Source organism: Bacillota bacterium (assembly GCA_013178045.1).
Lineage (GTDB): Bacteria > Bacillota > Ch66 > Ch66 > Ch66 > Ch66.
The window spans coordinates 1-22,707 of the sequence record JABLXP010000013.1 but is presented as its reverse complement, the minus strand read 5'-3'; the positions used below and the strand labels follow the sequence as shown (position 1 = coordinate 22,707).

Sequence of the window (22,707 nt, the reverse complement as noted above, 5' to 3'; positions counted from 1 at the left end):
ATTAGTTGGAATACCATACAATATCACATCATAGGCAAAACCATTTGCCTTCGTCTATTACTCGCCCGATATATCGCTTCCAGCAACTCCAGCGACTTCATCCCGGCGCGGCCGTCGCTGCTAGGCTTTTCTCCTTTCGTGAGGACATCAATCACATTCCGGTAATACCCGGTGTGTCCAAAGCCGTAGACCGTCGGGGGATCTGTCGCAGTGTTTGCCACCTGCTGGTCGTAATCACGGGTATCAGCAAATTCCCAATGCTCAATCTTATTCATGGCAATCCCGCCCACGCGGACAGTTCCCTTCTCCCCCAGGATAGTGATGGACCCTTCAAGGTTTTTCGGATAAGTGAGCATGGTCACGTTGATCGAACCGATGGCCCCGCTGCGAAATCTGATCACCGCCGCGCCGGTGTCTTCGGCCTCGATGTTTCTGGCGAGCGTCGCCGTTTGCGCGACAACGGACTTGACCGGGCCGCCAAACCACTGCACCATATCCACGTAGTGGCTGGCCTGGTTCATGAAGGCCCCGCCGTCAAACTCCCAGGTGCCCCGCCAGGGGGCCTGATCATAATATTCCTGCGGGCGGGTCCAGAAGACATTGGCCTGGATAAAGTAGATCCGGCCAAAACGCCCTTCATCCAGCGCTCTCCTTACTAGTTGAATCGCAGGATTGAGCCGGTTTTGCAGAACCACAAACAGGCGCACGTGCTCCTGATCACACGCTTTGATCAGTTCATCCGCGTCCTTTAACCGTACACCCATTGGCTTCTCGCTCAGGACATGCTTTTTGGCCCTGGCAGCCATAATCCCGTGTTCTGGGTGTAATCCCGATGGAGTGCAGATTGAGATAAGGTCAATGTCGGAGATAGCCAGCATTTCCTCGTATTTGGTCGTCCAAAAAGGAACGTTATACGTCTTTGCCGCTTCCTCGGCCCGTTCCGGAATGATGTCGCAACAGGCCACGCACTCGGCATCTGGCTGGGCGGCAATGGCTTCAAAGTGGTTTTTCGAGATTCTTCCGCACCCAATCAGACCAATTTTTATTTTTTTATTATCTTTCTCTGTCATTTATCCAATTTCCTCCATAATCCGGCGAATATTTGCCGCCACCCGCTCCTGGATCGCCGGCGTTATCTCCGGCCAGATGGGGAGGCTTAAGACCTCACCGGCTGCCGCTTCTGCATTTGCATATTTTTCACTCCTATTGTATACAGGGAGCTTATGCAAAGGTATGGGATAATAAATCATGGTGCAAATACCTTCTTTTTCTAATCGCTCCTTAAGCAGATCGCGTTTGCCCTGTTTAATGCGGATGGTGTACTGATGATACACATGGTAAGCTGTTTCTTTCTCCAATGGAAGCTCCAACCCTGGTATCCCAGCCAGTAATTCATGGTAACGTTGTGCCGCCCGCCGGCGGGCTTCATTCCATTTATCAACATATGGAAGTTTGACCCGCAAGATAGCCGCCTGTATCTCATCCAATCGCGAGTTATAGCCCAGGATCTCATTGTGATATTTTTTCTTCGAACCGTGCGCCCGCAGCATCCGCACCTGCTCAGCCAGGTCGTCATCATTAGTGACTACCAGCCCGCCATCACCGAAACAACTTAAGTTTTTAGTTGGAAAGAAGGAAAAGCAACCTAATTTTCCAATAGTCCCCAGCTTCTTCTCACGCCATTTCCCTCCGAAAGCCTGGGCTACATCTTCAATAACCACAAGATTATATTTTCTGGCTATCGCCATAATCCCGTCCATATCCGCCGCTTGCCCGTAGAGGTGAACCGGCAAAATGACCCGTGTTCTAGGAGTTATTGCTTCTTCAATCAATTTCGGATTAATATTAAAAGTCAAAGGATCTACATCTACAAAAACAGGCTCGGCTCCTACTGTGCTCACTGCTTCGGCAGTGGCAAAAAAGGTAAACGGCGTGGTAATGACCTCATCTCCCGGTCCGATCCCGGCCGCCCTCAGGGCAATGACCAGAGCGTCTGTGCCGGAATTCACCCCGATTGCGTATTTAACCTCCAGGTAACGAGCAGCTTCTGCTTCAAATGCTTGAACTTCCGGTCCCAAAATGAAGTGCCCCGCACGGATAACCCGCTCGATTGCTGGTATGATATCGGGCCAAAGTTTTTCTATTTGTTCATGCAGATTGAGTATTGGGATGCCACTCATAAACAAATTATCTCCTTTACCTCATTTTCAGAGTCAGGGCTTTCATTCGGTTGACCACAGCTAAATAAATTCCTATATTCAGCAAACGGCAAGAAAGAAAATAGATCAAACATCCAACTGTGGCCACCGCAATAATACTGGGAATGTCACCAAACCTGGTTAATACCCAAGAGGCTAGTTTTGTCGCGATAACCCCCATTAAAGCACTGGCCACCAATATTTTGCCGCCATCCCTGATTAACAATTGGCCGTTAAGGTGGCCCAGTTTACGGCGCAAGCACCATAAAAGGATAATAAAACCTATCGTCACCGCCCCGGACGTGCCCAGGGCCAAACCACCAAGAGCCAAATAGCGCACAAGGATTATATTAAGGGCAATGTTTGCACCTACAGTAGCTATCCCTATCCACATGGGAGTCATGGTATCCTGAACGGCATAAAAACCCCGCACAACTATATCTCGCAGGGCCGTCGCCGGAATGCCCAGGGCGAAAAAGAACAAGGCATAAGCGGTAAGCTCAGTAGCCCTTGCATCAAAGGCTCCCCGCTCGAAGGCCAAACGAACGAGCGGCTCCCGCAGAACAATAATCCCTACCGCCATCGGGACCATCAGCCATGTCAGTCCCAGAAGACTGTTAGCTAACAAACGACGGAATGACTCTCTTTCACCACCTGTTGCTTTTTGGGCCAATTCGGGATAAAGTGCACTAGCCACTGCCGTAGAAAAAAGGCCAAGAGCCAATTCATTCAATCGGCTCGCAAAATTCAAGGCGGCAATACTACCCTCAACAAGCCCGGAAGCCAGGATGCGGTCAACTACTATCCCCAGTTGAGCCGCCCCGCTGCCAATCAACACCGGAAGGATTAGTTTGCCAACCTGGTTGATTCCTGGGTGTTTCAGTAATACGCGAAAGTGATATCCACATTTTCGCACATCCAGTACCTGAAATAGCCACTGTGCAGCTACTGCCGCAACTGTTCCCCAGGCCAGACCTTCAATTCCCCATCGGCGGCCTAAGATAAGGACTGAGCTAATTATAACTATATTAAAAGGTAATCCCATAAAGGCTGGATAAAAAAACCGTTTCTGACTGTGTAGCAAGCCAGTAGCAATCCCGGCGAATCCCCAGAATATGATCATCGGAAACATTATCCGGGAAAGTCGGCATGCTAGCTCCTTTGCTTCTTCTTCAAAACCGGGTGCAATCAGAGCAATAAGCCAGGAAGTAACAATGATACCAATTATGGTTAATAAAATGGTAATCAACAAAACAATTGTCGTGATGGCATTGGCGAATGCCAAGGCATAATTACGGCCCTTCGTCTGTTCATATTCCGTGATCAAAGGCACAATAATAGTAGACAACGAATTCCCAACCAAGGAAAAAAGTAGGCTCGGCACAACCTGGGCAACCAGATATGCGTCCGTCAATCTTGAGGCTCCAAAAACCAGAGCCATGACAACTTCTCGCAGAAAACCAAATATTTTGCTCAATAAAGTCCCTACCGAGATGAGACCAGAGTTTTTAATTACTGACATTACTAATCCTCTAGAATTTATTTCTCATCATAATAATGTTATTTTCTCCCTATCATGAAGCACATTCTTGGTCGCGTTGCGGGTATCGAAAATATGTTTGGCATTTTGCACAACCCACTGGTAGTCAATATTCGAGTGGTCGGTGGTGATCACCACCAGGTCATAAGTTTGCAAACCTTCGCTTGTCAGCGGCACGGATTGCATCTGCAAGCCATGCTCGGAGAATTCCGGGATAAACGGGTCGTAATACTCCACCCGTACCCCTTCCGCCTGAAGGTTGCGGATCACCTCGATCGCCGGCGATTCCCGGTAGTCCTCGATATCACGCTTGTAGGCAACCCCCAGCACCAGCACTTTCGCTTTGGCCGAAGGTATTCCCAGGCGATTGAGAATCCGCAGGGCCTTATCCCGCACAAATTCCGGCATCCGCCGGTTTATTTCCCCGGCCAGCGCGATAAAATGGGTATTGAAATTGAACTCTTTGGCCTTCCACTCCAGATAATGCGGGTCAATGGCGATGCAGTGGCCGCCTACGCCCGGGCCAGGATAAAACGGCATGATCCCAAACGGTTTGGTGAAGGCACCTTCCAGGACTTCCCACACATTCAGCCCCATGCGGTCGCAGAGGAGAGCCAGTTCGTTCACCAGGGCGATATTAACTGCCCGGAAGGTATTCTCAAAAACTTTGGTCAATTCCGCCGCTTTGGCACAGGAAACCGGCACCACGTGTTCGATGGTCTGGCGGTAAAACGTTATGGCCACGTCTAATGATTTCGGTCCCACCCCGCCGACGACCTTATTGGTGTTCTTGGTTGTGTAGCGCTGGTTGCCCGGATCAACCCGCTCCGGGGAATGGGCCAGGAAGAAGTCTTCTTCCACTTTTAACCCTGATTTTTCCAGGATCGGCAACATTACCTCTTCTGTTGTTCCAGGGTAGGTGGTTGATTCCAGGGTGACCAGTTGCCCCCGCCTTAATCTGAGCGCGATCGCCCTGGTGACGGACTCGACGTAATAGAGGTCAGGCGTCAGATTGCGTGTCAGTGGGGTTGGCACGCAGACGACAATGACATCCATCTCCGGCACCAGGCTGAAATCAGTATGGGCTTTTATCAATCCTTTTTTAACCAGTTCTCTAAGCTCTTCATCTTTCACATCCAGGATGTAGTTTTCTCCCCGGTTGATCTTATCCGCCCGAACCGGGTTCTCTTCAATCCCGATGACCGTGTAGCCAACTTTGGCCTTCTCTACGGCAAACGGCAGGCCTACATAACCCAGGCCAATAACCCCCACTTTTGCGGTTTTGTTTTCAATTTTCTTTTTCAGAATTTCTACATAGATGTCGTGTTCCTTGACCACTTGCGCTAGACTCATCAGCTTCCCTCATTTCTTATTAATTTACGTGTCCTACTCCTCTATCTACCCCGTCTGCCGCCTTGCCATGGCTTTGTAGCCTGGTACCTCTTCAACAAATAATTCATTAATTAGCTCTCTATACTTAGGCGCAACGCCTTTTAATATTTTGTTGATGGCTGATATTTCTGTAAATTTATGATCATCCGCATTCACACGCACCACAAATATTCTTTCGTGCCGGGTCGCCACGGTCCCTTCCTCGGCCGTGAGCAGTTCTTCATACAGTTTCTCGCCGGGGCGCACCCCGGTGAAGACAATTTTGATATCCTCGTCGGGCCGCAGCCCGGACAGGCGGATCAGGTCGCGCGCCATATCAACAATCTTGATTGGCTCGCCCATGTCAAGGACAAAGGTTTCCCCGCCCTCGGCCATCGCTCCCGCCTGGATGACCAGTTGCACCGCCTCCGGGATGGTCATAAAGTAGCGTTTCATCTCGGGGTGGGTGACCGTCACCGGTCCTCCCTGGGCGATCTGCTTTTTAAATAGCGGAACCACGCTGCCCCGGCTGCCCAGGACATTGCCGAACCGGACAGACGCAAACTTCGTCTGGCTCTGGCGGCTCAGGTTCTGGACAATGATCTCCGCTAAGCGCTTGGTCGCGCCCATCACGCTGGTCGGGTTGACCGCTTTATCCGTCGAAATCAGGATAAAGGCCCGGCTCCCGTGCCGGTCGGCCGCTTCCGCCACCACCCGGGTACCCAGGACGTTGTTTTTGAAGGCTTCGTCAGGATGCAGTTCCATCATCGGCACGTGCTTGTAGGCCGCAGCGTGGAAAACCACCTGGGGCTTGTACCTTTCGAAAATGTAATTTATTTTTGTCACATCTTTAACATCGGCCATTAACGGGGTTATTTCCAGGCCATCCACCTGGTTTCTCAACTCCAGATCGATTTCAAAGAGATTGTTTTCGCAGTTATCCAGCAGCAGGAGTTGGCGGGGCTGAAAGCGGGCGATCTGCCGGCAAAGCTCCTCCGATCCGATCGAGCCGCCGGCGCCGGTGACCAGGACCACCTGATCGCGCAGATAGCCGGCGATTTCCGCCATATTGACCTGGACGGGTTCGCGTCGCAGCAAGTCTTCCAGGTCCACGTCGCGAATCCGGTTGACGCGCACGCTCCCGTCAATGATTTCGTATAACCCGGGCAAGGTTTTTAACTTCACGCCGCACGGCCGGCAGATCTCCACGATCCGCCGCACTTCCGCCCCGGGTACCGAGGGCATGGCAATGATAATCTCATCGATGTCGTGGCGCTCAACCAGGGCTGGGATATCGTCTCTTGTGCCCAGAACCGGCACGCCGTGCAGGTACATCTTCTGTTTGGCCGGGTCGTCATCAACGAAGCCCACCACCTGCTTCTGGTTCCCGTTGCCGTTATGCTGCAGTTCCCGGACCACCATCGCCCCCGCGTCGCCGGCCCCAACAATGAGGACGCGCTGGGGGGAGCTGCTTCTGGGCTTGAGGTAATAATCGCGGACGATCCGCCAGGTCAAGCGGGAACCGCCGATCAATAAGTTACTCAGCAGCCAGGCGATCAGGTAAATGCTCCGGGGAAGCCGGCCCAGCGGAAAAAGGTAGATACAGACGATAAAGATGGACATGGCGGCGGTATTAGCCGTCACGATATTGAGAAGTTCCCTGACGCTGGCGTAAGCCCACAGGCGGTTGTACAACTTGAAATAATAAAAGCAAGCGGGAAAAATAAGTGAGATTAGGGGAATTAATGTCCGTGCTTCCTTGATATATGTACTCGGGATATTGCCATCAAATCGTAGCCACAGGGCTGCAAATATTGCGACATTGATTAGGACAGCATCTATGAGAATTAATATAATTTTGCGCCATATTCCCATATAGCAGCCCTCCAAGAATCCTTTAATAAAGCAAAAGGTCTAGCGGGCAGTGGCCCACTTTTTGAGGCGTTGCCAGACGTTACCCGCGGTGTAATTCCGCCGGTGCGGTCTATAGGACTCAATGCTCTGGCCAGCCAGCAGGTTCGCCGCGTTAAGCCGCGTGATTTTTTCGGCAGCGACCCGGCCCAGCAGTCTCTCCAGACGTTCCGCCGCTTCGGCTAACGAAGGGCCGCGCTGGCCACAGGAGTGGGCGTCGCTCCCCAGGAAATGGACCAAGCCGCGCTTCACCATCTCTTCGGCACAGCGCTGCACCCGCCGGCCGAACTGCCCGGTCAGGCTGCCGGCATTGACCTGGACCAGAGCCCCTTGCGCGACAACTTTTTCCAGCCGAGTCGGGTCATCGATCACCGCCCGGCTGCGCTCGGGGTGGGCCAGGACCGGCGTAACGCCGGCCACCTGCAGTTCAAACAGGGTCTGTTCGGCGCAGGCTGGCCATTCTCCCAGGGGCAGTTCCACCAGGAGGTGGTTTTTTTGATTATTCAGGGTAAGCAGCCGCCCTTCCCTGAGGAGTCGCGGTAAGATAGGGGTCAGGTAGACCTCCATCCCCGGCCAGACCGTCAGCGGTATGGCCGCCTCAGCCAGACGCCGCCGCAGTTCGTTCAGGAGAGCTTGGACTTTAGCCGGCTCGGGGGTAATTTCATCTTCCAGCCAGTGCGGGGTGGCGAACATCCCCGTTGTCCCGCTGGCCACCGCCAGGCGCGCCATTTCGACCGCCTCTTCCCAGTCGGCCGCCCCGTCGTCCAGGCCGGGCAGGATGTGGGCGTGCAGGTCAATCATCCTGACCACCCGGCTTCGGCTTGCGTTTTTTGCGCTCACCGTAGTAATAGTAGTACTGGTAGTCGTCACCGTCGTATTTGACACCGTTCAAAACCGTGCCGATGATGCGCGCATTGGCGTTATCCAGCAGGCTTTTGGCTTCTTTTAACATTTCGATCTTGGCCACGCCGGCCCGGATTACCAGAATCACCCCGTCGACATGGGGAGCCAGGACCGCCGCATCGGTCACTGCCACCGCCGGCGGGGTATCGAGCAAAACGCAGTCATAACGCTCAACTAACCGCGGCAACAGGCTCTGCATGCGCTTTGAACCCAGCAGTTCCGAAGGATTGGGCGGGATGGGCCCGCTGGTCAGCACATCCAGGTTCGGCACCACACTGGACTGGATCACCTGCTCCGCATCCAGGTTCTCCACCAGGAGGTTGGTCACCCCCTGCCGGTTCGAAAGAGAAAAAATCTTGTGCTGGAGCGGCTTGCGCAGGTCACAGTCAACAACGAGGATGCGGCTGCCGGCCTGGGCCATGGCAATGGCTAAATTGGCCAGGGTGGTCGACTTTCCCTCCTCTGGCCCCGCGCTGGTGACCATCAGGGTACGGAACGGCTTGTCCAGCGCCGAAAAAGTTATATTCGTCCGCAGCGTGCGGTAGGCCTCGGCCACGGGTGATTTCGGGTTATGGTGCGTGATCATGTAGGTTTCTTCAGGCAAATTGGTATCTTCCTTTCTGCGTTCTTGTCCGGCAGTTTACAGGTGCTCCGCGTCCATCTGCGGGATATTACCCAGGACGGGCAGCCCCAGGTGTTTCCGCACGTCTTCCGCGGTCTTGACCGTATCGTCCAGGTGCTCCAGGATGAAGGCCAGCCCGATGGCCACCATCAGCCCTAAGACCGCCGCGATCACCATGTTCAGCTTTTCTTCGGCTTGACCGGCGTGGTCGGCACCAGGGCGGCAGAGACCGTGATCAGGCTGGTCTCTCCCAGCTTGATCGACTTGGCGATCTGGGTCTGGGTGCTTTTATCCGCTAAAGTGGCGTTGACCGTCTTCAGGCGGTCGACCTCCCGCTGCAGGCGGTCCTCTTCCGTCCGCTTGGCGGCCAGTTCTGCCTGGACTGAGTTGATCTCCCCTTCCAGGGAAGCGATCACCTGTTCTATCATCTGGATCTGGGCCCGCTTCTCGGCAATGGTGACTTCTTTCTGCTCCAGAAGCTGCGACTGGGTGATGTAAACAGGGTTCATTTCTTCCGTCTCAGTCACAGCGGTCGGGTTATCGACCGGTGCTTTCTTGACCCGGATCGTCATCGGCGTCTGGGCCAGTTTTTCTTCGATCCGCGATTTGGCGGCCAGGGCCTGCTCCAGGTCGATGCGCGCCTGATTCAAGGCAGTGTTGTACTGGTTCAGACTGGCCAGCTTGCTGTCCAGGTCCTTCGACAGGTACGTTACCGAGCGCGGCTCAGCCTGGAATTTTTTCAGCGCCTCCGTGGCTTTCACCAGGTTCTGCTGCTCGATCGCGATCTGCTCCTTCAAAAACTCGACGGACTTGTTCATCTGCTCCTGGTTGCTCTCCGACAAGAAATTTAAAAACTCCTGGCGGAGGGTGTTGGCAATATCGGCCGCGAGCTGGGGATCGCTGCTTTCTACTTTAATCTCGATCAGGTCAGTGTTTTTAATATCAGTAACAGTGATCATGCCGTCAAGGGTACGAACATTATATAATTGTGGATTAAGCCTCAGTTTATCAATTACCCTTTGCAGCAGGACCGGATTTTTCACCTGGCCAACGTAGGTCTTCACCGTCATGCCCGGCAGCCGGGAAACGGTGTCCACCACCGACCGCAGGTCATCACTGCTGCGGTAGACAACCTTTTCATCCGCCGGCTGGGTGGCCATCAGCATGGTTTTCGTTTCATACACCGGGGGCAGGACAAAAAAACTGAGCACCGCGCTGGTGAGCACCGCCACGATAGTCACTACGGCGATCAGTAATCGCCTTTTTTTCAAAATACTCAAGTACTCGCGCAGGTCAATGGTCTCAAAGGCCAGTTCATTTGTTTCTTCCAATGTTGTCACCTCAAACTGGTTTGTCCAAACAATTTAAGTTCGGGATTAACCTTTAAATAAAACGCGCACATTGTTTATATATACGCCATCAGGCTGGTTTATCCTTCCAAAATCACATATTTTTGCTTAAGCAATTCCGACAAAACTCACGGCAGCCGTAGCAGGCTGGCGAATTCCGTCTCAAGATTGGGATTCTGGTCGCTCAGCTTCCTGACGATCTGCTCCGCCTCGCTGATCCGGCCAAGCTTGCGCATGGTCGCCGCCAGCCACAGCCGGGCTTCCACCTGGAGGTCTTTGTGTCCCGCCACCTGTTTGAGCTTACCCTCCGCCTCGGTAAAATTGCCAGCCAGATAGGCCAGCTGGCCTTCGACCAGGGCGAGCGCGGGCGGCGCCGGGGGCTTGACCAGCCGGTGCTGCAGGCGGGTCGACGGAGCGCCCTGGCCCTGTTTTTCCAGCCGGGACCGGAGCTGTCGCCCCTGGTCGATGTAGGCGGCGGCTTTAGCCGGCTGCCCATCCGCCAGGTAATGACGGGCGGCGCTGACGTAGGCCCGTCCCACCAGGACGTAGGAGTTGACATCCAGGGGGTTGATGTCCAGGGCGGCTTCCGCTTGCGCCACCGACTGCTCAATCTGCCCCTGGAGGATATAAACGTTCAGCAGGGCCAGGCGGAGCTGAAGGTTGTAGGGTTCCATGCTGACTGCCTGCCGGGCGTATTCCTGGGCGTCGACCAGCCAGCGCGCGTTGGTCTCCTGCAGTCCCCGGACGGTGCAGACCTGGGCCAGGTCGCCGGCGTAGCTGGCGTTGAACGGGTTCAGCCGGTGGGCCTGCCGGTAGAGGGTCTGGGCGGTGGCCAGGTCATTTTTGACCATCGCCTGCGCGGCCTGCGCCCCGAGTTGCCCGGCCTGGAAAAAACACCAGGAGGGCACGAATAAACACGCCGCCACAGTTAACCCCCCCAGCGCCAGGGCCAGGTAACGCGGCAGCCCGGGCACGTTTGAGAGCGAGCGCGCCCGTCGCGGACGGTCCGCAGCCGCAATCGTGCCGGTCCGGATGAGGGCCAAAAGTGTCCACAGGACCATCCCCACCGCGGGCAGGGACAGGTCAAAATCGATAAAACTGTGCAGGCCGAGACCGGCGGCCGCGACCGCGGCTCCCCATACCGGCAGCCAGTCTTCTTCCGCCGGGCTTGCGCGCCAGTACCGGTAAACCGCCCGGCCGGCCAGAATCCAGATGGCCAGGAAAGCGAGCAGACCCAGGGTGCCCGCTTCGACCCAGACCTGGAAAAAGTGGTTGTGGACCTCGGTTGTCCAGTAGAGATAGGGCTGGTACCGGTGATAGAGGGCATTCCAGCCACCCCCACCCGTCCCGTTCAGCGGGTAGTCTTTCACGATGTTCAGTGCCCACAGGTCGAAGTCGAAACGGGCGCTGACACTGGGGTCGTAGCGCTGGATGCTCTCCAGCCGGTCGCTGATCCGGTTCGGCACCAGGATACCCGCAGACGCCGGGAGATCCAGGGCAGCGTAGATCATATATACGCTGGCCACCAGGATAAAATAGGCCATGAGACCGATCCCGATATACCGCCGAGCCCGGGGCGTCAGGGCCAGCCGTCCCCAGCCTGCGTCCAGGGCTTCGTAGAAGAGATGGCCCAGCAGGGTAACAATAAAGCCGATAATCAAAACTTGCAGCGCCCGCCCCGGATTTGCGCCGAAAACCGCCGGCAGGAACCAGCGGCTGGTCGCCAGGGCCACCCCGAGCGACAGGGCCAGGTGAAAACCGGTCCGCCAACGGTAGGTAGACGGTAAGCCGGCCAGGAATAAGCCCAGGACCACCGGGACAAGCAGCCACCCGCCCCGGGACAGGGTACCGATCACGGTCAGCCAGAGGAGAAACGAGCCAGCGCTGTAGGCCGCCCGCCAGGGAACAGACGCCTCAGCGGCGCTCAGGGCCAGCGCGAGGACCTGGTTGACCACCAGGTAAGCGGCCAGAGCATTCTTGTACTGAAACGTCCCCATGATTTCGCGGCCAGTGAAGGCGCCGGGGAAGGGAATATGGCCGGTCGCGGCACCCAGGCTGACTACCGCCACCCCAACAGAGCTAAAGAATAGAGTTTTCAGGATCAGCCGCATGTCCTGGTGGTGGCGGACAACATTGGCCACCACCCAGTAAAGCAGCAGGTAGTTGAGGATTTTCAAGACCTCGCTCACGGCGGCGTTCATGTTCACCGCGTCGATGAGGGATAGGAGGTAGGCGGCGAGAAAAGCCAGTCCGGCCAGGTCCAGATGGTGAAAGCGGATGGACAGGTCGCGCCGAATTATTTTATCGAAGCACCACAAAGCAAAGATCGCCGCGGTGAACATCTGGGTCGGCAGCAGGTCGGGCGCGAAGAAGAGGCCACGCAGGAATGGCGGATAGAAAAGCAGGATCAGCAGGCCCGGCACTAGGAAGAAGCGCAGGTTCAGGTTCAAGATTGGTCTCTGGTTTACGCTGATATGTCGGTTCGTCTGCACAGCGGATCTGGTCATCAGGTGGTACTCCTTGGTTAGATTAATCTGGTTTGTAAGATCTGGATTGTTAATCTGATTAAACACGGCTGGACTTCGTATCTCAGGGCAAATTTTCGCCTCTGTATAACTCTTACTTCCACGCCGATGACCAAATTCCTGCTAAACAGGCAGCTTATGCCAAACTTTGTGTTAACCCAAAGATAATTATTATTTATGCTTTATTTATGATTATTTATCAGGTTTGACGGTGATGCATTTCAGGGCAAACTCGTACTGCTGGCGGAGTTCTTCCGCCAGTTCGCCGAGCTGTTGTTTGGTCAGTTTTTCGATTTCACCTGTGCCAGTAATATCTCTAATCAGCCGCTTGATCTGCCACTGGTTATACCCAATCGCTTTCAGATTGGCGCATAAAACCTGCACGGTCCGCAACTCCTCACTGTCCTGTCTCGGCGCACTCATTAATGTTCACCCCTCTACCGCATTTGGTGGAAAATAAAAACCAACTAACTCCCCATACAGCCATCAGGTTTTGACAGATGGCTGATTCAGAGGCTAAGTTGGCCGGTTGCACCACTGGCTCCCTCCACCCCAGGTGCCCAGCTGCCGGGGTGAGATTCATCGCCGCCAATCGTATTCGGCTGTCTGGTTACTGTTACCATTTTAACATTTTAATGTATTGTATTCAATCATCCTCAGGGGTGATTTTTACAGTTTTTTCAGGTCATGGAAAAAAGTCAGGGACATTCCGTCATATGAATGATGGAATGTCCCAATTGACCTGGCCTAAAGCCGGCCGAGCGCGCTCAGCAGGCGTTTCAGCATCACGGTGCCTTCCGCTCTGGTCGCATCAGCGTTCGGGGCGTACTGGTCAGCTGTCCGTCCCTGGACGATGCCTTCCTGGACAGCGATCGCGGCCGCTTCCTGCGCCCAGGCCTGGATCGCGCTGGCATCCTGGAACTTCGCCAGCACCGCCGCGACCTGGTCAGCGTTCAGGGTCACGGTCTTACCGCCGGCCCTCATCGCCCTGGCGACCATCGCCGCCATCTCCTGGCGCGTGATCTGGGCGTCAGGCTGGAAGGTGCCGTCCTCGTAGCCATTCACCAGGCCGGCTTTCGCCGCTGCTTCGACTGCGCCGTAGTACCAGGCGTCGCTCGTCACATCAGCAAACCGGGCATTGGCCGGGTTCTCCAGCGGCAGGTCAAGGACACGCTGGAGCAGAGTCGCAAACTGCGCCCGGGTGACCACCGCATCCGGCACGAACTCGGATTGCGTCATGCCTTTAGCGATGTGTTTGGCCGCCATCAGTTCGACGTCCGCCTTCGACCAGTGACCAGTCAGGTCAGCAAAGGTCTTGTTGTAAGCCATCAGGGTGTAGAGGCTGAAGCCCGGTGTGTCGAAGTAGACCCGGTGATTGGTCTTATCGACCCGGCTGTAGCGGTACTCCAGTCCGTTTGCCGTCACCTTGTAGGCGCCGAGTTTGTCCTCGCTGGCGCCCTTCAGGTCAGCCGGGTTATACGGGATGGAGACAGTGACCTTCTTGCTGAAGGATTTGACTTCCTTCGCCTCGCCATCCTCCGGCTTCACCTGGACGGAGAATTCGAAGACTTTCCCCACTGCGGCGAAGTCCTTGTTCTCCGGCTTCGCCAGCACCGCGTTCACCTGCTGGGACGCGGTTTCCGCCGCTACTTCTTTCACGGTGACCTCAACGCTGACTTTGGCACTGGCATTGAGGGCCTGCTGGACCTCCGGCACGTCTAAGGCTGCCGGCGGGATGGTCAGCACGACTTCCTTCGCTTTGACCACCAGATTCTTGGTCGCTTCAGCCACCTTCGTCAACACCGTCGCGGGTATGTCAAATCTGGCTTCTTTTGTCGTTGCCGCCACCGTTGTAGGCAGTTCCAGCACAACTTCTTTCGCCGTCGGCTGCTGGGTCAGCACCTGGGAGATCTTGGTGCTGTCCACCGCCACAGAGGCTGTACCGGTAGTCGGGTTGCTCACGACCGTGCCGGTGCTGGTCTGGCTGGTGGTTGAGGCGCTACCGCCGCCGCCACCGCCACCGCCTGATTCAGGTGGTTTGATGGTCATGTATGCATAGACAACAAAATTGTTAACTTCATCTGGGTAATAAACAGGGACGCTGTAGTTGGTCTGGGTGCTAAATCCGCTTAGAGGCAATGTGTACACCAGTTTATAGACAGTACCATTTACCTGACTGCCATTGTTCTTCAGATATACCTTGGAATAGGCCGAGTCAGAGTTAATGGAAGTAAAGTCCGCCCAGATTCCATTGAAATTTGTATCAGTAACCGGCTTCAAATAAAGGGTTATTTCAACGCTATCCATGCTTGCGCTCGTAGTAAATACTAGGCGATTACTAGATCCATTTTCTTGGGTAGCACTGCTATCGTTGTACACTTTTACCTCATTGCTGGCGTTCGCACTTCCCACCGGCCCCACCGTCCCAAAGATGATCAGGCTTAGGAAGGCGATAAAAACCACCAGACAGATGTTACCTGCGGTTGTCCGCTTGCTCATCAGTGAGTGCATGCTTTTTCACCTCCTCTCACTTTCAAGTGGTCCTGATCATAGAGACAAAGACCCTGTATATATTATAGATGGTGGTGTCTTATTTTGACAAGAAAAACTTGGTAAACTGTACTTTCACTGTACTTTTGCTGTACTTTCACTGTGCTTTATATGAATTTTTTACTTAAGCAAACGCACCATTTGAATTAACTTGTCCTCAGGGTCCTGCCGAAATACTCTGAAACCGTTTCTAGAATAAAAGACAATAAGCCTATGCTTGTCCTGACATTCTACAAAAACAACCTTGCCTCCGATTAACTCCTGCACTCTGAAAATAACGGAAATCGCATAATCCATTACCGCGTCTCCAGTTATTTTTTCAGCATATAAACTGTTCTTTCCAAGCTGACCAATTAAAAAGGCTGGTATTTCAGTAATCATTCCGTCGCCTTTTCTTGAATAAAGCCCATCAAGTCTACGTATTTGAGACGGGCTTGTACCTTCGGGGATTTTAAGCGTCTGCATGGCTATCGCAAAATATGCGAGAAGCTTGAATTCTCCTGCCAGCATTGCCTCTTCATCAAATACCAGGTATGTACGGCTCTTGGCTTTCCGTTCATAGATAATGGCCTTTTCCTTTAAAAAATTTTCTATATCCGGGTCTTTTTCGCATTAAAAAACAGAAATGACTTCCGATACCTTTTCCTCGGAAGCCATCCCTAAGAATTTTTCGAGAGCGATAAGCAGCGTCTTAATACCTCTTCACCCCTTGCCATCGCCTCTGCGGAAGTCAGTTTTTGGTTGACAGGCTTCACGTCTTTAGATGAAAGCACCTCTACCAACTCTTCAACCGCTTCCGGTTCCCTGATAATAATGTTCTTATCAAAGGAAACAGTTGCCATTGGATCCACCTTCTTTTCAAACCACATCTTTTACTATTATTATATGCCGTATCGCTTTAAAATTCAAAGAAAATTTTAGTATTGTAAACACTGTCGTGAGATCAAACTCTACATTAAATGCAATAATTGCCAAAACAAAAGAAATTATAAGTATAAAAAATTGATTCCAGTGCAAAAACCCTAGTCTTTGGCAACTGAAAACCACCTAAAGACTACCGTTTGGCGTGAAATATGGTATAATTAGAAGTAAATAGAAGCTATTGTAAGTATTAACAACAACATAATTGCGACAAACGGAGGTTTGTGTCTTGTTCAGAGAGAATACCCATCATAAACAAGAATCGCTGTTTAACAGCACCAGTTTAATGAGTGAAGGCATTAAAAAGAAATTGATGAAATCATGGGCTCCCGTATTCTACGAGCACGTTTTTTGCAAGATAGACGAAAAGCCCTTTGCCGTACTATACAGCTACACGGGCCGCCCCAACTTCCGCTATAGAAATGGCTGATGTCAAAGGATACCTCGAACCTTTAGGCGGTACTGTGCTGTTTGATGACAAGGGGATTACAGTTAAAGCCGTAAAAGGATCAATAGTGGTAGTTTTCCAGGTAGGAAGCAATATTGCTGTTAGAGATGGTGTCTCAGTTAAACTCGATGCACCGGTCCAATCTGAAAAAGAAAAAGTACTTATCCCGTCGAACTTTTTAAAGGCCACTTTTGGATCGGATAATTTGTTCAAGCCAGATAATTTAGTCAAGCCGGATGAGAGTAATGGTGCCTCCGAACCTGACAAGAAGGCAGATAATCAGGATAACGTCAAAGTACTCCTTGGTAACAGCATGTTGACCTTTGAGACACCGCCGGTGATAGAAAACGGACGCGTCCTGGTACCTATGCGGGCGATCTTCGAAGAGTTGGGAGCGACAGTGACCTGGAATGACAAATCGCAGACAGTGGTAGGTATACGTAATGAAAAGAAGATAAGTCTAAGTATCGGGGATCTTTCCGCGGAGGTAAATGGAAACAAGGTTCCACTGGATGTTCCAGCAAAGCTGATCAACAACCAAACAATGGTCCCGCTGCGTTTCATCAGTGAAGCCCTCGGAGAAAGGTCTACTGGGACGGCGATTTAAAGGTGGTCGGGATTAATGTGGTACCGAGCGAAGCGGGACTGCGTTACGAAGGAAGTACTGCCCATCAGAAGGTTCGGTAACGTGACAATGGGTTCTTACGTCCCCAGGGTGCTCGTTCGCCCACCGGGAGCAGACACAGATGCCGAATACAGAGGTCTGGACCTGACGGCTATGGATTGGATGGTGGAAATAGGGAGCACCACCGCTTATATCGGAGAGAAACCGGTCACCCTGGGGGTACCGGCAAAAATCGTTACCGGCCAAGAATAATAGAGGTCAACATGCTGGGAGAGATCGTATGGAAGTACGAACTGCCGGATGTCCTAAAGAGGTATACCAACCCGGGGTTCGACGCGGAATTGCTGCCTAACAACAATATACTGATGGAACTGCCCGGCAAGGGAGTGTACGAAATCAGCCGCAAGGGCGAAATCGTCTGGTCTTATGCAGACAGCAAAGTATCAGTACCGGGTGCTTAACGACACCGCGTGGCCGGTCAGAGATGCCAACCGGCTGCCCAACGGAAATACCCTGATAACCGGGGTCAACAAGATAATAGAAAAGAAAACTGAACCACTGGATTCTAATGACAAAGCCATCCCAGGGATGGTGAGCAAGTTTTTCGGGCCACAGCGTAAGCGAACGTATAGGTGACCTCGTAATTTGTATATTCCGGAGGCCGAGCCACGACGGTTGGGCGAAGGCAGCATGAGCGAACGAAAGCTGGTTGAAACATTGGCGCACTCCGGCTGACGGGTAGCGGCGGCACGAAAACAAGGACACGCTAAGCAACTGGAGAATCCCTCCTCGTCCCGGACGAGAAATCGCGGAAGCAAGGTAGGCCCTATAACCGCCAAAACGGGAAGTGGGCCAAAGACGAGAGGGGGGCGGATGGGTTTGTAGAACAGCCGCAGTGTCAAGGGGACGGTTCTATTGACATATAATAGCTTAAGAGTCATCCATAATAAACAACAAAAGAGAACGTCTAAGATTTTGTGTAGTGCGGCCGGGCAAGGTCGCTAATTCTAGTGGGTGTAAGCCCCACCAGGGTAATGCCTAACCAGCAGCCCTGTAGCTAGTTCTTGGAGACATTCAGGCAACTGAAAGTTTTAAGCGTAGGACGGCAAAATAGCGGGCCGAAAGCGAAAGCTGAAGTGATTGAGCCTCGAAATATTAGTCGAGAATGGCCGATGTGGTTACACACACAGAAGGCAATATTGGCGCGGACGTTATGGTGAGTCCCTACTGACGCTCCGGGGTCTAAGAGCTCGGCTTTTTAGTTTCTACTTCTGCCAGACGGACTAACAGTATGGCTAACCAGCAAAGCAGCACGTGTGAACGAATGCGTTCATCCTTACGATGATAGACGGGGCGAAGATCCAGCGTTGTTTTTAGTGTGCGGAAAGCGGCTTCGACTTCCATGAGTTGCTTATATCCTAAAGCAATGTCTTCTACGGAAAGGGTATCATCAGAAGTACGGATCAAGTATTTTCCGTCCAACCGTTCGGCTTCTTTTACGACCTGTCGGCCGATCTTTAAGTTGCCGTGCTTGTCCATCTTAAGATAGCGTTTGTATACGGGATGACTGTAGAGCCGGCAGTGAGCTTTAGTATGAGCATCGCCATTCAATTCTTTAAGTTTGGCCAACTCCTGGGCTAATGTTTCCAGGTGCTTGTTCCTGATCGCCGCATCCCGTTTCACTTCGGCCAGGTTGCGGACCAAAACGTAACGGACTCGGGCTTCGCCATCGCCGATCACCAGTTCTTTAACTTCCAGATTATCGCGAATGGTTTTGAACCGACCAGAGTGGGCCAAAGCTGCTTCAACTGTTGGTTTACCCGCAGACATCTTTTCTCCAGCGATGTAGTGGCCACCTGCCTGCTGCAGGATCCGTAAGTTTTCTTCGGAAGAAAAACCCCTATCGACTACCGTTATTACTCGGCCAAGCTTCCAACCAATCAGGTCTTGCTTTACCTGGGGGATCACGGTCATATCCGAAGTATTGCCCGGCCGGACCCAGCAGCGAATCGGAATACCAGTTCTGGTAACAGCCAGACCAATAAGGTGATTGTTTTGTTAGGTCTTTGGCGTTCTCATTCCGAGTATCAAAAATTTCTACTCGAAAATCTTCTCCCGATTTACTTGGCGAATAAGGATCGTCTCTCACAGTATGCCGACATCCTTACCAAACTCTATTTGCTGGACCTGGATCGAATTAAGCCTTTATTAGACGAGGTTTATTCCCATACCGGAGTTCCTTCTAAACTTCAACCCGAGATCTTTCGCTCCTTTGTCCTGATGTCACATTTGGGTGAACTGAGTATCTCTAATTGGGTTGCTAAGCTTAAGTCCGATTCCCTGCTTGCTATCATGATTGGTGTTAATCCGGATGTGGTCCCGGAAGTCGGCAATCACTATGATTTTATTGACCGGTTGCGGCTGGCGAATCCTGATAATCCAGTTCAGGATTCGCTCCACCCCTTCCGGCGCAAGCCTCGTAAGAAGCTTGGCAAAAACCAGAAGAACTTCCTCGTCACCGTGGCATTATTCAAAAATTTGTTGATCTGGCCTTGCAGGGTAAATCCTTTGAACACAGGCCCGAGAGGCTTCTTTAACTTCCTTGAGCTGCTGAATCAATACCTGTTCTTAGCGGCCTAATCAGCATAAAGGCTATCTGTATAATCCTGTTAAACCTTCCTGCTGGTAGGTTAGCTTTGCTATTCTCTTTTTGATGGCTTGACGTATCCAATCTCTACCGAACCCTTTAACATCTATACTAAATAAACCACCAGAATAAAATTTACCCCCCATAATTATCCATGGAAATTAGTTTTCGAAACTACTCTATGAGAAACCCGCTTATCAATGTGACAAGCGGATTTCTCTACTCACTACTGTTATTTTCTGCTGGCAAGCGCCACAAAGGGCGATACTGAAGCGCTGCCCTTATATGGCTGCAAGGGCTTGTTCCAGATGGGCTGCCCGTCCACCCTGTAAATGAACCTGTAAACATTCTCATCATACAGGAACCTTACAGGGATGGAGGAAGCCGTATTGATGCCACCCTTGTCGATAAAAAGGTACTGGGACATATCCGCCAGGATGATGTCGCCCGACTCACCTGCTGCCGAGCACTGTTCAAGAGGCACTACCGGCCTGCCGAAAAGTGTCGCATAAGGTGCTTCCGAAAGTCCACCTGCCGGGATATATACCGGTACATCACCGATTTTCATGGTAAAAAGAAGAGGCTCAATCTCCTGATTGATATACCACACGGCATTTGTCCTACTTCTACCCCAGAGTCTTGACCACATGTTGAATAGGTTTTCTACTTTTAAGAGCTCAGTCTGCCTGCTTTCCTTCGGTACCTTCACCAAGGCATCGCTATTCAGAATGCCAAGGGGCTGCCCGGTACCGGTACCTGTCAGGATGGCATCATCTATCTTAAAGCCGAATTCCTCGGCAAAGCCCTGACGGAGTACACTCTCCAAGGCTGCCGCATCCTGCAGACGCTCAGAATCAATATTTCGGCAAATTGCTCCTCTCTACCATTCAATGTCTTCCGGAAAATCCAGTTCCAATCTTAAATCATCCACGCTGCAGTTATATTTTTGGGCTTCTTCCCTCAATTGGTGCTCCAAATCGCGGTATTCCTGCCCCCGCTCTGCAATACGCTTGGCAATAGTTGATAAATTCTTCAGCCGCTTTTCCTTGTTCATTTTTATGAATCTTTCATTGAGGATGTCCAGGTATTGGGTGATGTATCTGTCTACATATACAAATCTGCCATTCAATATGTTCAATATTCTTGCATATATATTGTCTGACACGGTTTGTTTCAGGCATTCGGCTACAGCAGCCTGCAGCATGCGCACTTGCGTGATGGAGTGATCCCAGATAACTTTTTTTGCTGTAAATATATCGCTGCCATATCTTGTTTTGGACAGTTTTCTAGCATACAACTCCAGGAATTCATTCAACGCTATAGTGACAAATAACATTTCCGGCCACAATACATATATTTTCAGGTAAACATTCTTGTCCGGAGCAAGCACCAGCATTCGCTTTTTCTTTTCTTCATCTATGCCATTGTCAATAAATTCTATTTCCCGGTCTCCCATCAAGGCATGACGAAGATCGTAGCATACGCCTAATACCCTTATGCGGGCAGCGTCACATTCTATAAATTCGTCCTCATTGCCTAAAACTGTATGCAATGCCTCATACAGGTTTTTAAAATCCATATAGTCGCCATAAATGGCCACTCCTGCGCTGTTTAGGGTATTCTTGGCAAATATCATTTTATCACCTTTTGTTCTGATTTTTACTTGTTCAGCTCCGGCGGTAAACTTCCACGCCTTGTTCTTCGATTCTCTGGCGCAGTTTTTCGTCCAAGGGACCGTTCATGTCTATGATGTCAATTTTGTAGATACCCGCCGCTTCGTCCAGATCCAGCCACAACCCGGGCGGCAGTTCCCCCTCGCAGTAAACGGCCAGATCAATGTCGGAATTGTATCTGTAATTCCCACGGGCCCGGGAGCCGAAAACAACGGCTCTGGTCACATTTTCTCTTTTTTGCAGTTCTTTTTTTATCGCTTGTATGATTTGTTCCGGCAACCCAAAAGTCATTGGATTTTTCCCTCCATCTTGTTAGCAAAGGCAACGAATACGGGATAGTATTTATCTTTCACTTTGTCATAAATCTCTTTGGCCATTTGCTCGTTATATATGTGGGTGGTTAGATTACGGGCATTAATCATGTCGATCCAGGTTTCACCTTCTATGATAATCCCTGTTGCAAAGGCTTCTTTAAAAGCTAACCGTGGTGAGTTTATTGTTACGATACCTTCAGATTCAAGGTAAAGTTTCATTAATTTCCATGCCAACTCATAGGTAAACTCAAAGCGCTGCATCACCCAGTCATAAAGCAAGGGATTGGATGCGTCTTCTTCTAACGCCTCCTTAAGTTTTAAAACAGCTTTACGGTATTCTTCAAATTTTTCTTTAAGCCTTTCTTTACTCATGTTTTCACCTCCAATACTTGGTACATCCTTGTCCTCATGTTTGATTCCACCTTTTGGCCGTGAACCCGATTCAATCGTAGATAGTATATCTCCAAGCCTTTTAACCTCCCACCCCTCCGGTATCGGCCCCAGCTCCGACTCCACCATCCTGACCTTCTCATGGCCAGGGAACCTGAGCTTCACAAACCACTCCCGGTAAAGCATCTGCGCTATTTCCTCAAGGATTTTGATGCGGCGGTTGTTGTTCTCAATTAGGTCATCGTAGGCGGAGAGGATAGCGGCGATTTTGCGCTGGGTATAGAGAGACAGAATTGAAATAATAAAGGACTTCCAGCTCCCAGGTTCACGTAACCAAGTTCATCAGCAATGACAAGATCGAACTTATTCCAGGATTTTAGATATCGGGTCAGACGATATTCTTTTTCTGCTTTCAGCAACTCCTGAATCAAATCATGATAGAAACACTATCCATAATCCTTCAAGATGAAAGTGATGCTGAAGCATCCATCATATTGATGGGAGGGATTGTATGAACCCGGAAGTCTACTGCCAGTTTATCATCCGTATTCATTCTTCTATATAAAAATTTAACTTAAATTATTTTATAAATATGAGCCTTTTGCAATTTTCCAACACTTGATTTACTAAGGATTTTAGGGCCATAAAAAAGGACTTCACCCCAATTTGGAGAAGTTTTCAAGTAACCAAACCGAAAACCCCATAAAGGAGTGAAGTCAC

20 protein-coding genes, 5 pseudogenes and 1 riboswitch are annotated in these 22,707 nt (G+C 51.5%); of the genes and pseudogenes, 5 read left to right on the top strand and 20 right to left on the bottom strand.

Annotated elements, in window-relative coordinates; translation table 11 throughout:
* Positions 1 to 23: 23 nt before the first annotated feature.
* From HPY81_07560 to HPY81_07500, 13 genes and pseudogenes are all read right to left on the bottom strand, one after another.
* The gene (locus HPY81_07560; GenBank protein NPV27283.1) at positions 24 to 1,070 is read right to left on the bottom strand and encodes a Gfo/Idh/MocA family oxidoreductase; all 1,047 of its coding nucleotides are present in this window, start codon (positions 1,068 to 1,070) and stop codon (positions 24 to 26) included.
* Positions 1,071 to 2,180, bottom strand: coding sequence for a DegT/DnrJ/EryC1/StrS family aminotransferase (locus HPY81_07555; protein NPV27282.1), 1,110 nt, complete (start codon positions 2,178 to 2,180; stop codon positions 1,071 to 1,073).
* Positions 2,181 to 2,196: 16 nt separating this feature from the next.
* Positions 2,197 to 3,720, bottom strand: a complete 1,524-nt coding sequence (gene murJ, locus HPY81_07550) for a murein biosynthesis integral membrane protein MurJ (protein NPV27281.1) — start codon at positions 3,718 to 3,720, stop codon at positions 2,197 to 2,199.
* Between the two features lie 27 nt (positions 3,721 to 3,747).
* Entirely contained in the window at positions 3,748 to 5,091 is a 1,344-nt protein-coding gene (locus tag HPY81_07545; protein NPV27280.1) for a nucleotide sugar dehydrogenase, read from the bottom strand.
* A 45-nt stretch (positions 5,092 to 5,136) separates the two neighbouring features.
* Positions 5,137 to 6,984 (bottom strand): polysaccharide biosynthesis protein, encoded by a 1,848-nt coding sequence (locus HPY81_07540; GenBank protein NPV27279.1) that lies wholly within the window; start codon positions 6,982 to 6,984, stop codon positions 5,137 to 5,139.
* A gap of 39 nt (positions 6,985 to 7,023) precedes the next feature.
* The gene (locus tag HPY81_07535) at positions 7,024 to 7,905 is read right to left on the bottom strand and encodes a hypothetical protein (GenBank protein NPV27278.1); all 882 of its coding nucleotides are present in this window, start codon (positions 7,903 to 7,905) and stop codon (positions 7,024 to 7,026) included.
* A complete protein-coding gene (locus tag HPY81_07530) occupies positions 7,814 to 8,509 on the bottom strand; it encodes a CpsD/CapB family tyrosine-protein kinase (protein ID NPV27277.1) in 696 nt (231 codons plus the stop codon). The genes HPY81_07535 and HPY81_07530 overlap by 92 nt, the downstream gene beginning before the upstream one ends.
* 54 nt (positions 8,510 to 8,563) lie before the next feature.
* A pseudogene (locus HPY81_07525) lies at positions 8,564 to 9,837 on the bottom strand (lipopolysaccharide biosynthesis protein).
* Positions 9,838 to 10,022: 185 nt separating this feature from the next.
* Positions 10,023 to 12,401 (bottom strand): tetratricopeptide repeat protein, encoded by a 2,379-nt coding sequence (locus HPY81_07520; protein NPV27276.1) that lies wholly within the window; start codon positions 12,399 to 12,401, stop codon positions 10,023 to 10,025.
* 210 nt (positions 12,402 to 12,611) lie between these two features.
* Entirely contained in the window at positions 12,612 to 12,842 is a 231-nt protein-coding gene (locus HPY81_07515) for a hypothetical protein (protein NPV27275.1), read from the bottom strand.
* Positions 12,843 to 12,934: 92 nt separating this feature from the next.
* A riboswitch (cyclic di-GMP riboswitch) is annotated at positions 12,935 to 13,018 on the bottom strand.
* Between the two features lie 148 nt (positions 13,019 to 13,166).
* Positions 13,167 to 14,930 carry an S-layer homology domain-containing protein gene (locus HPY81_07510; GenBank protein NPV27274.1) on the bottom strand — a complete coding sequence of 588 codons (1,764 nt, stop codon included), beginning with the start codon at positions 14,928 to 14,930 and terminating at the stop codon, positions 13,167 to 13,169.
* Between the two features lie 159 nt (positions 14,931 to 15,089).
* Positions 15,090 to 15,479, bottom strand: a complete 390-nt coding sequence (locus tag HPY81_07505) for an acetyltransferase (GenBank protein ID NPV27273.1) — start codon at positions 15,477 to 15,479, stop codon at positions 15,090 to 15,092.
* A gap of 149 nt (positions 15,480 to 15,628) precedes the next feature.
* Complete coding sequence (locus tag HPY81_07500) at positions 15,629 to 15,838, bottom strand: hypothetical protein (GenBank protein NPV27272.1); 210 nt, start codon at positions 15,836 to 15,838, stop codon at positions 15,629 to 15,631.
* Between the two features lie 474 nt (positions 15,839 to 16,312).
* Here HPY81_07500 and HPY81_07495 point away from each other — a divergent pair, with 474 nt between their 5' ends.
* The 4 genes from HPY81_07495 to HPY81_07480 are packed head-to-tail and all read left to right on the top strand — an operon-like array spanning position 16,313 to position 17,599.
* The gene (locus HPY81_07495) at positions 16,313 to 16,945 is read left to right on the top strand and encodes a hypothetical protein (protein ID NPV27271.1); all 633 of its coding nucleotides are present in this window, start codon (positions 16,313 to 16,315) and stop codon (positions 16,943 to 16,945) included.
* Positions 16,946 to 16,960: 15 nt separating this feature from the next.
* Complete coding sequence (locus HPY81_07490; protein ID NPV27270.1) at positions 16,961 to 17,215, top strand: hypothetical protein; 255 nt, start codon at positions 16,961 to 16,963, stop codon at positions 17,213 to 17,215.
* Between the two features lie 11 nt (positions 17,216 to 17,226).
* Positions 17,227 to 17,424 (top strand): hypothetical protein, encoded by a 198-nt coding sequence (locus HPY81_07485; protein NPV27269.1) that lies wholly within the window; start codon positions 17,227 to 17,229, stop codon positions 17,422 to 17,424.
* Positions 17,390 to 17,599, top strand: coding sequence for a hypothetical protein (locus HPY81_07480; protein NPV27268.1), 210 nt, complete (start codon positions 17,390 to 17,392; stop codon positions 17,597 to 17,599). Before HPY81_07485 ends, HPY81_07480 begins: the two co-directional genes overlap by 35 nt.
* A gap of 624 nt (positions 17,600 to 18,223) precedes the next feature.
* On the opposite strand, the pseudogene HPY81_07475 reads toward HPY81_07480, so the two are convergent.
* Positions 18,224 to 19,009, bottom strand: a pseudogene (locus tag HPY81_07475) (transposase).
* 78 nt (positions 19,010 to 19,087) lie between these two features.
* Here HPY81_07475 and HPY81_07470 point away from each other — a divergent pair.
* Positions 19,088 to 19,603: a hypothetical protein gene (locus HPY81_07470; protein ID NPV27267.1), complete on the top strand. Its 516-nt coding sequence runs from the start codon at positions 19,088 to 19,090 to the stop codon at positions 19,601 to 19,603.
* Positions 19,604 to 19,842: 239 nt separating this feature from the next.
* On the opposite strand, the pseudogene HPY81_07465 reads toward HPY81_07470, so the two are convergent.
* The 6 genes and pseudogenes from HPY81_07465 to HPY81_07440 all read right to left on the bottom strand — a co-directional run bounded on the left by HPY81_07465 (position 19,843) and on the right by HPY81_07440 (position 22,418).
* Positions 19,843 to 20,448, bottom strand: a pseudogene (locus HPY81_07465) (phage major capsid protein).
* Between the two features lie 42 nt (positions 20,449 to 20,490).
* Positions 20,491 to 21,246 carry a hypothetical protein gene (locus HPY81_07460; protein ID NPV27266.1) on the bottom strand — a complete coding sequence of 252 codons (756 nt, stop codon included), beginning with the start codon at positions 21,244 to 21,246 and terminating at the stop codon, positions 20,491 to 20,493.
* Positions 21,247 to 21,277: 31 nt separating this feature from the next.
* Entirely contained in the window at positions 21,278 to 21,574 is a 297-nt protein-coding gene (locus tag HPY81_07455) for a nucleotidyltransferase domain-containing protein (protein NPV27265.1), read from the bottom strand.
* Positions 21,571 to 21,969, bottom strand: coding sequence for a DUF86 domain-containing protein (locus tag HPY81_07450; protein ID NPV27264.1), 399 nt, complete (start codon positions 21,967 to 21,969; stop codon positions 21,571 to 21,573). The genes HPY81_07455 and HPY81_07450 overlap by 4 nt, the downstream gene beginning before the upstream one ends.
* Before the next feature lie 81 nt (positions 21,970 to 22,050).
* Positions 22,051 to 22,281, bottom strand: a pseudogene (locus tag HPY81_07445) (restriction endonuclease subunit S).
* Positions 22,221 to 22,418, bottom strand: a pseudogene (locus tag HPY81_07440) (hypothetical protein). Before HPY81_07440 ends, HPY81_07445 begins: the two co-directional pseudogenes overlap by 61 nt.
* Positions 22,419 to 22,707 lie beyond the last annotated feature (289 nt).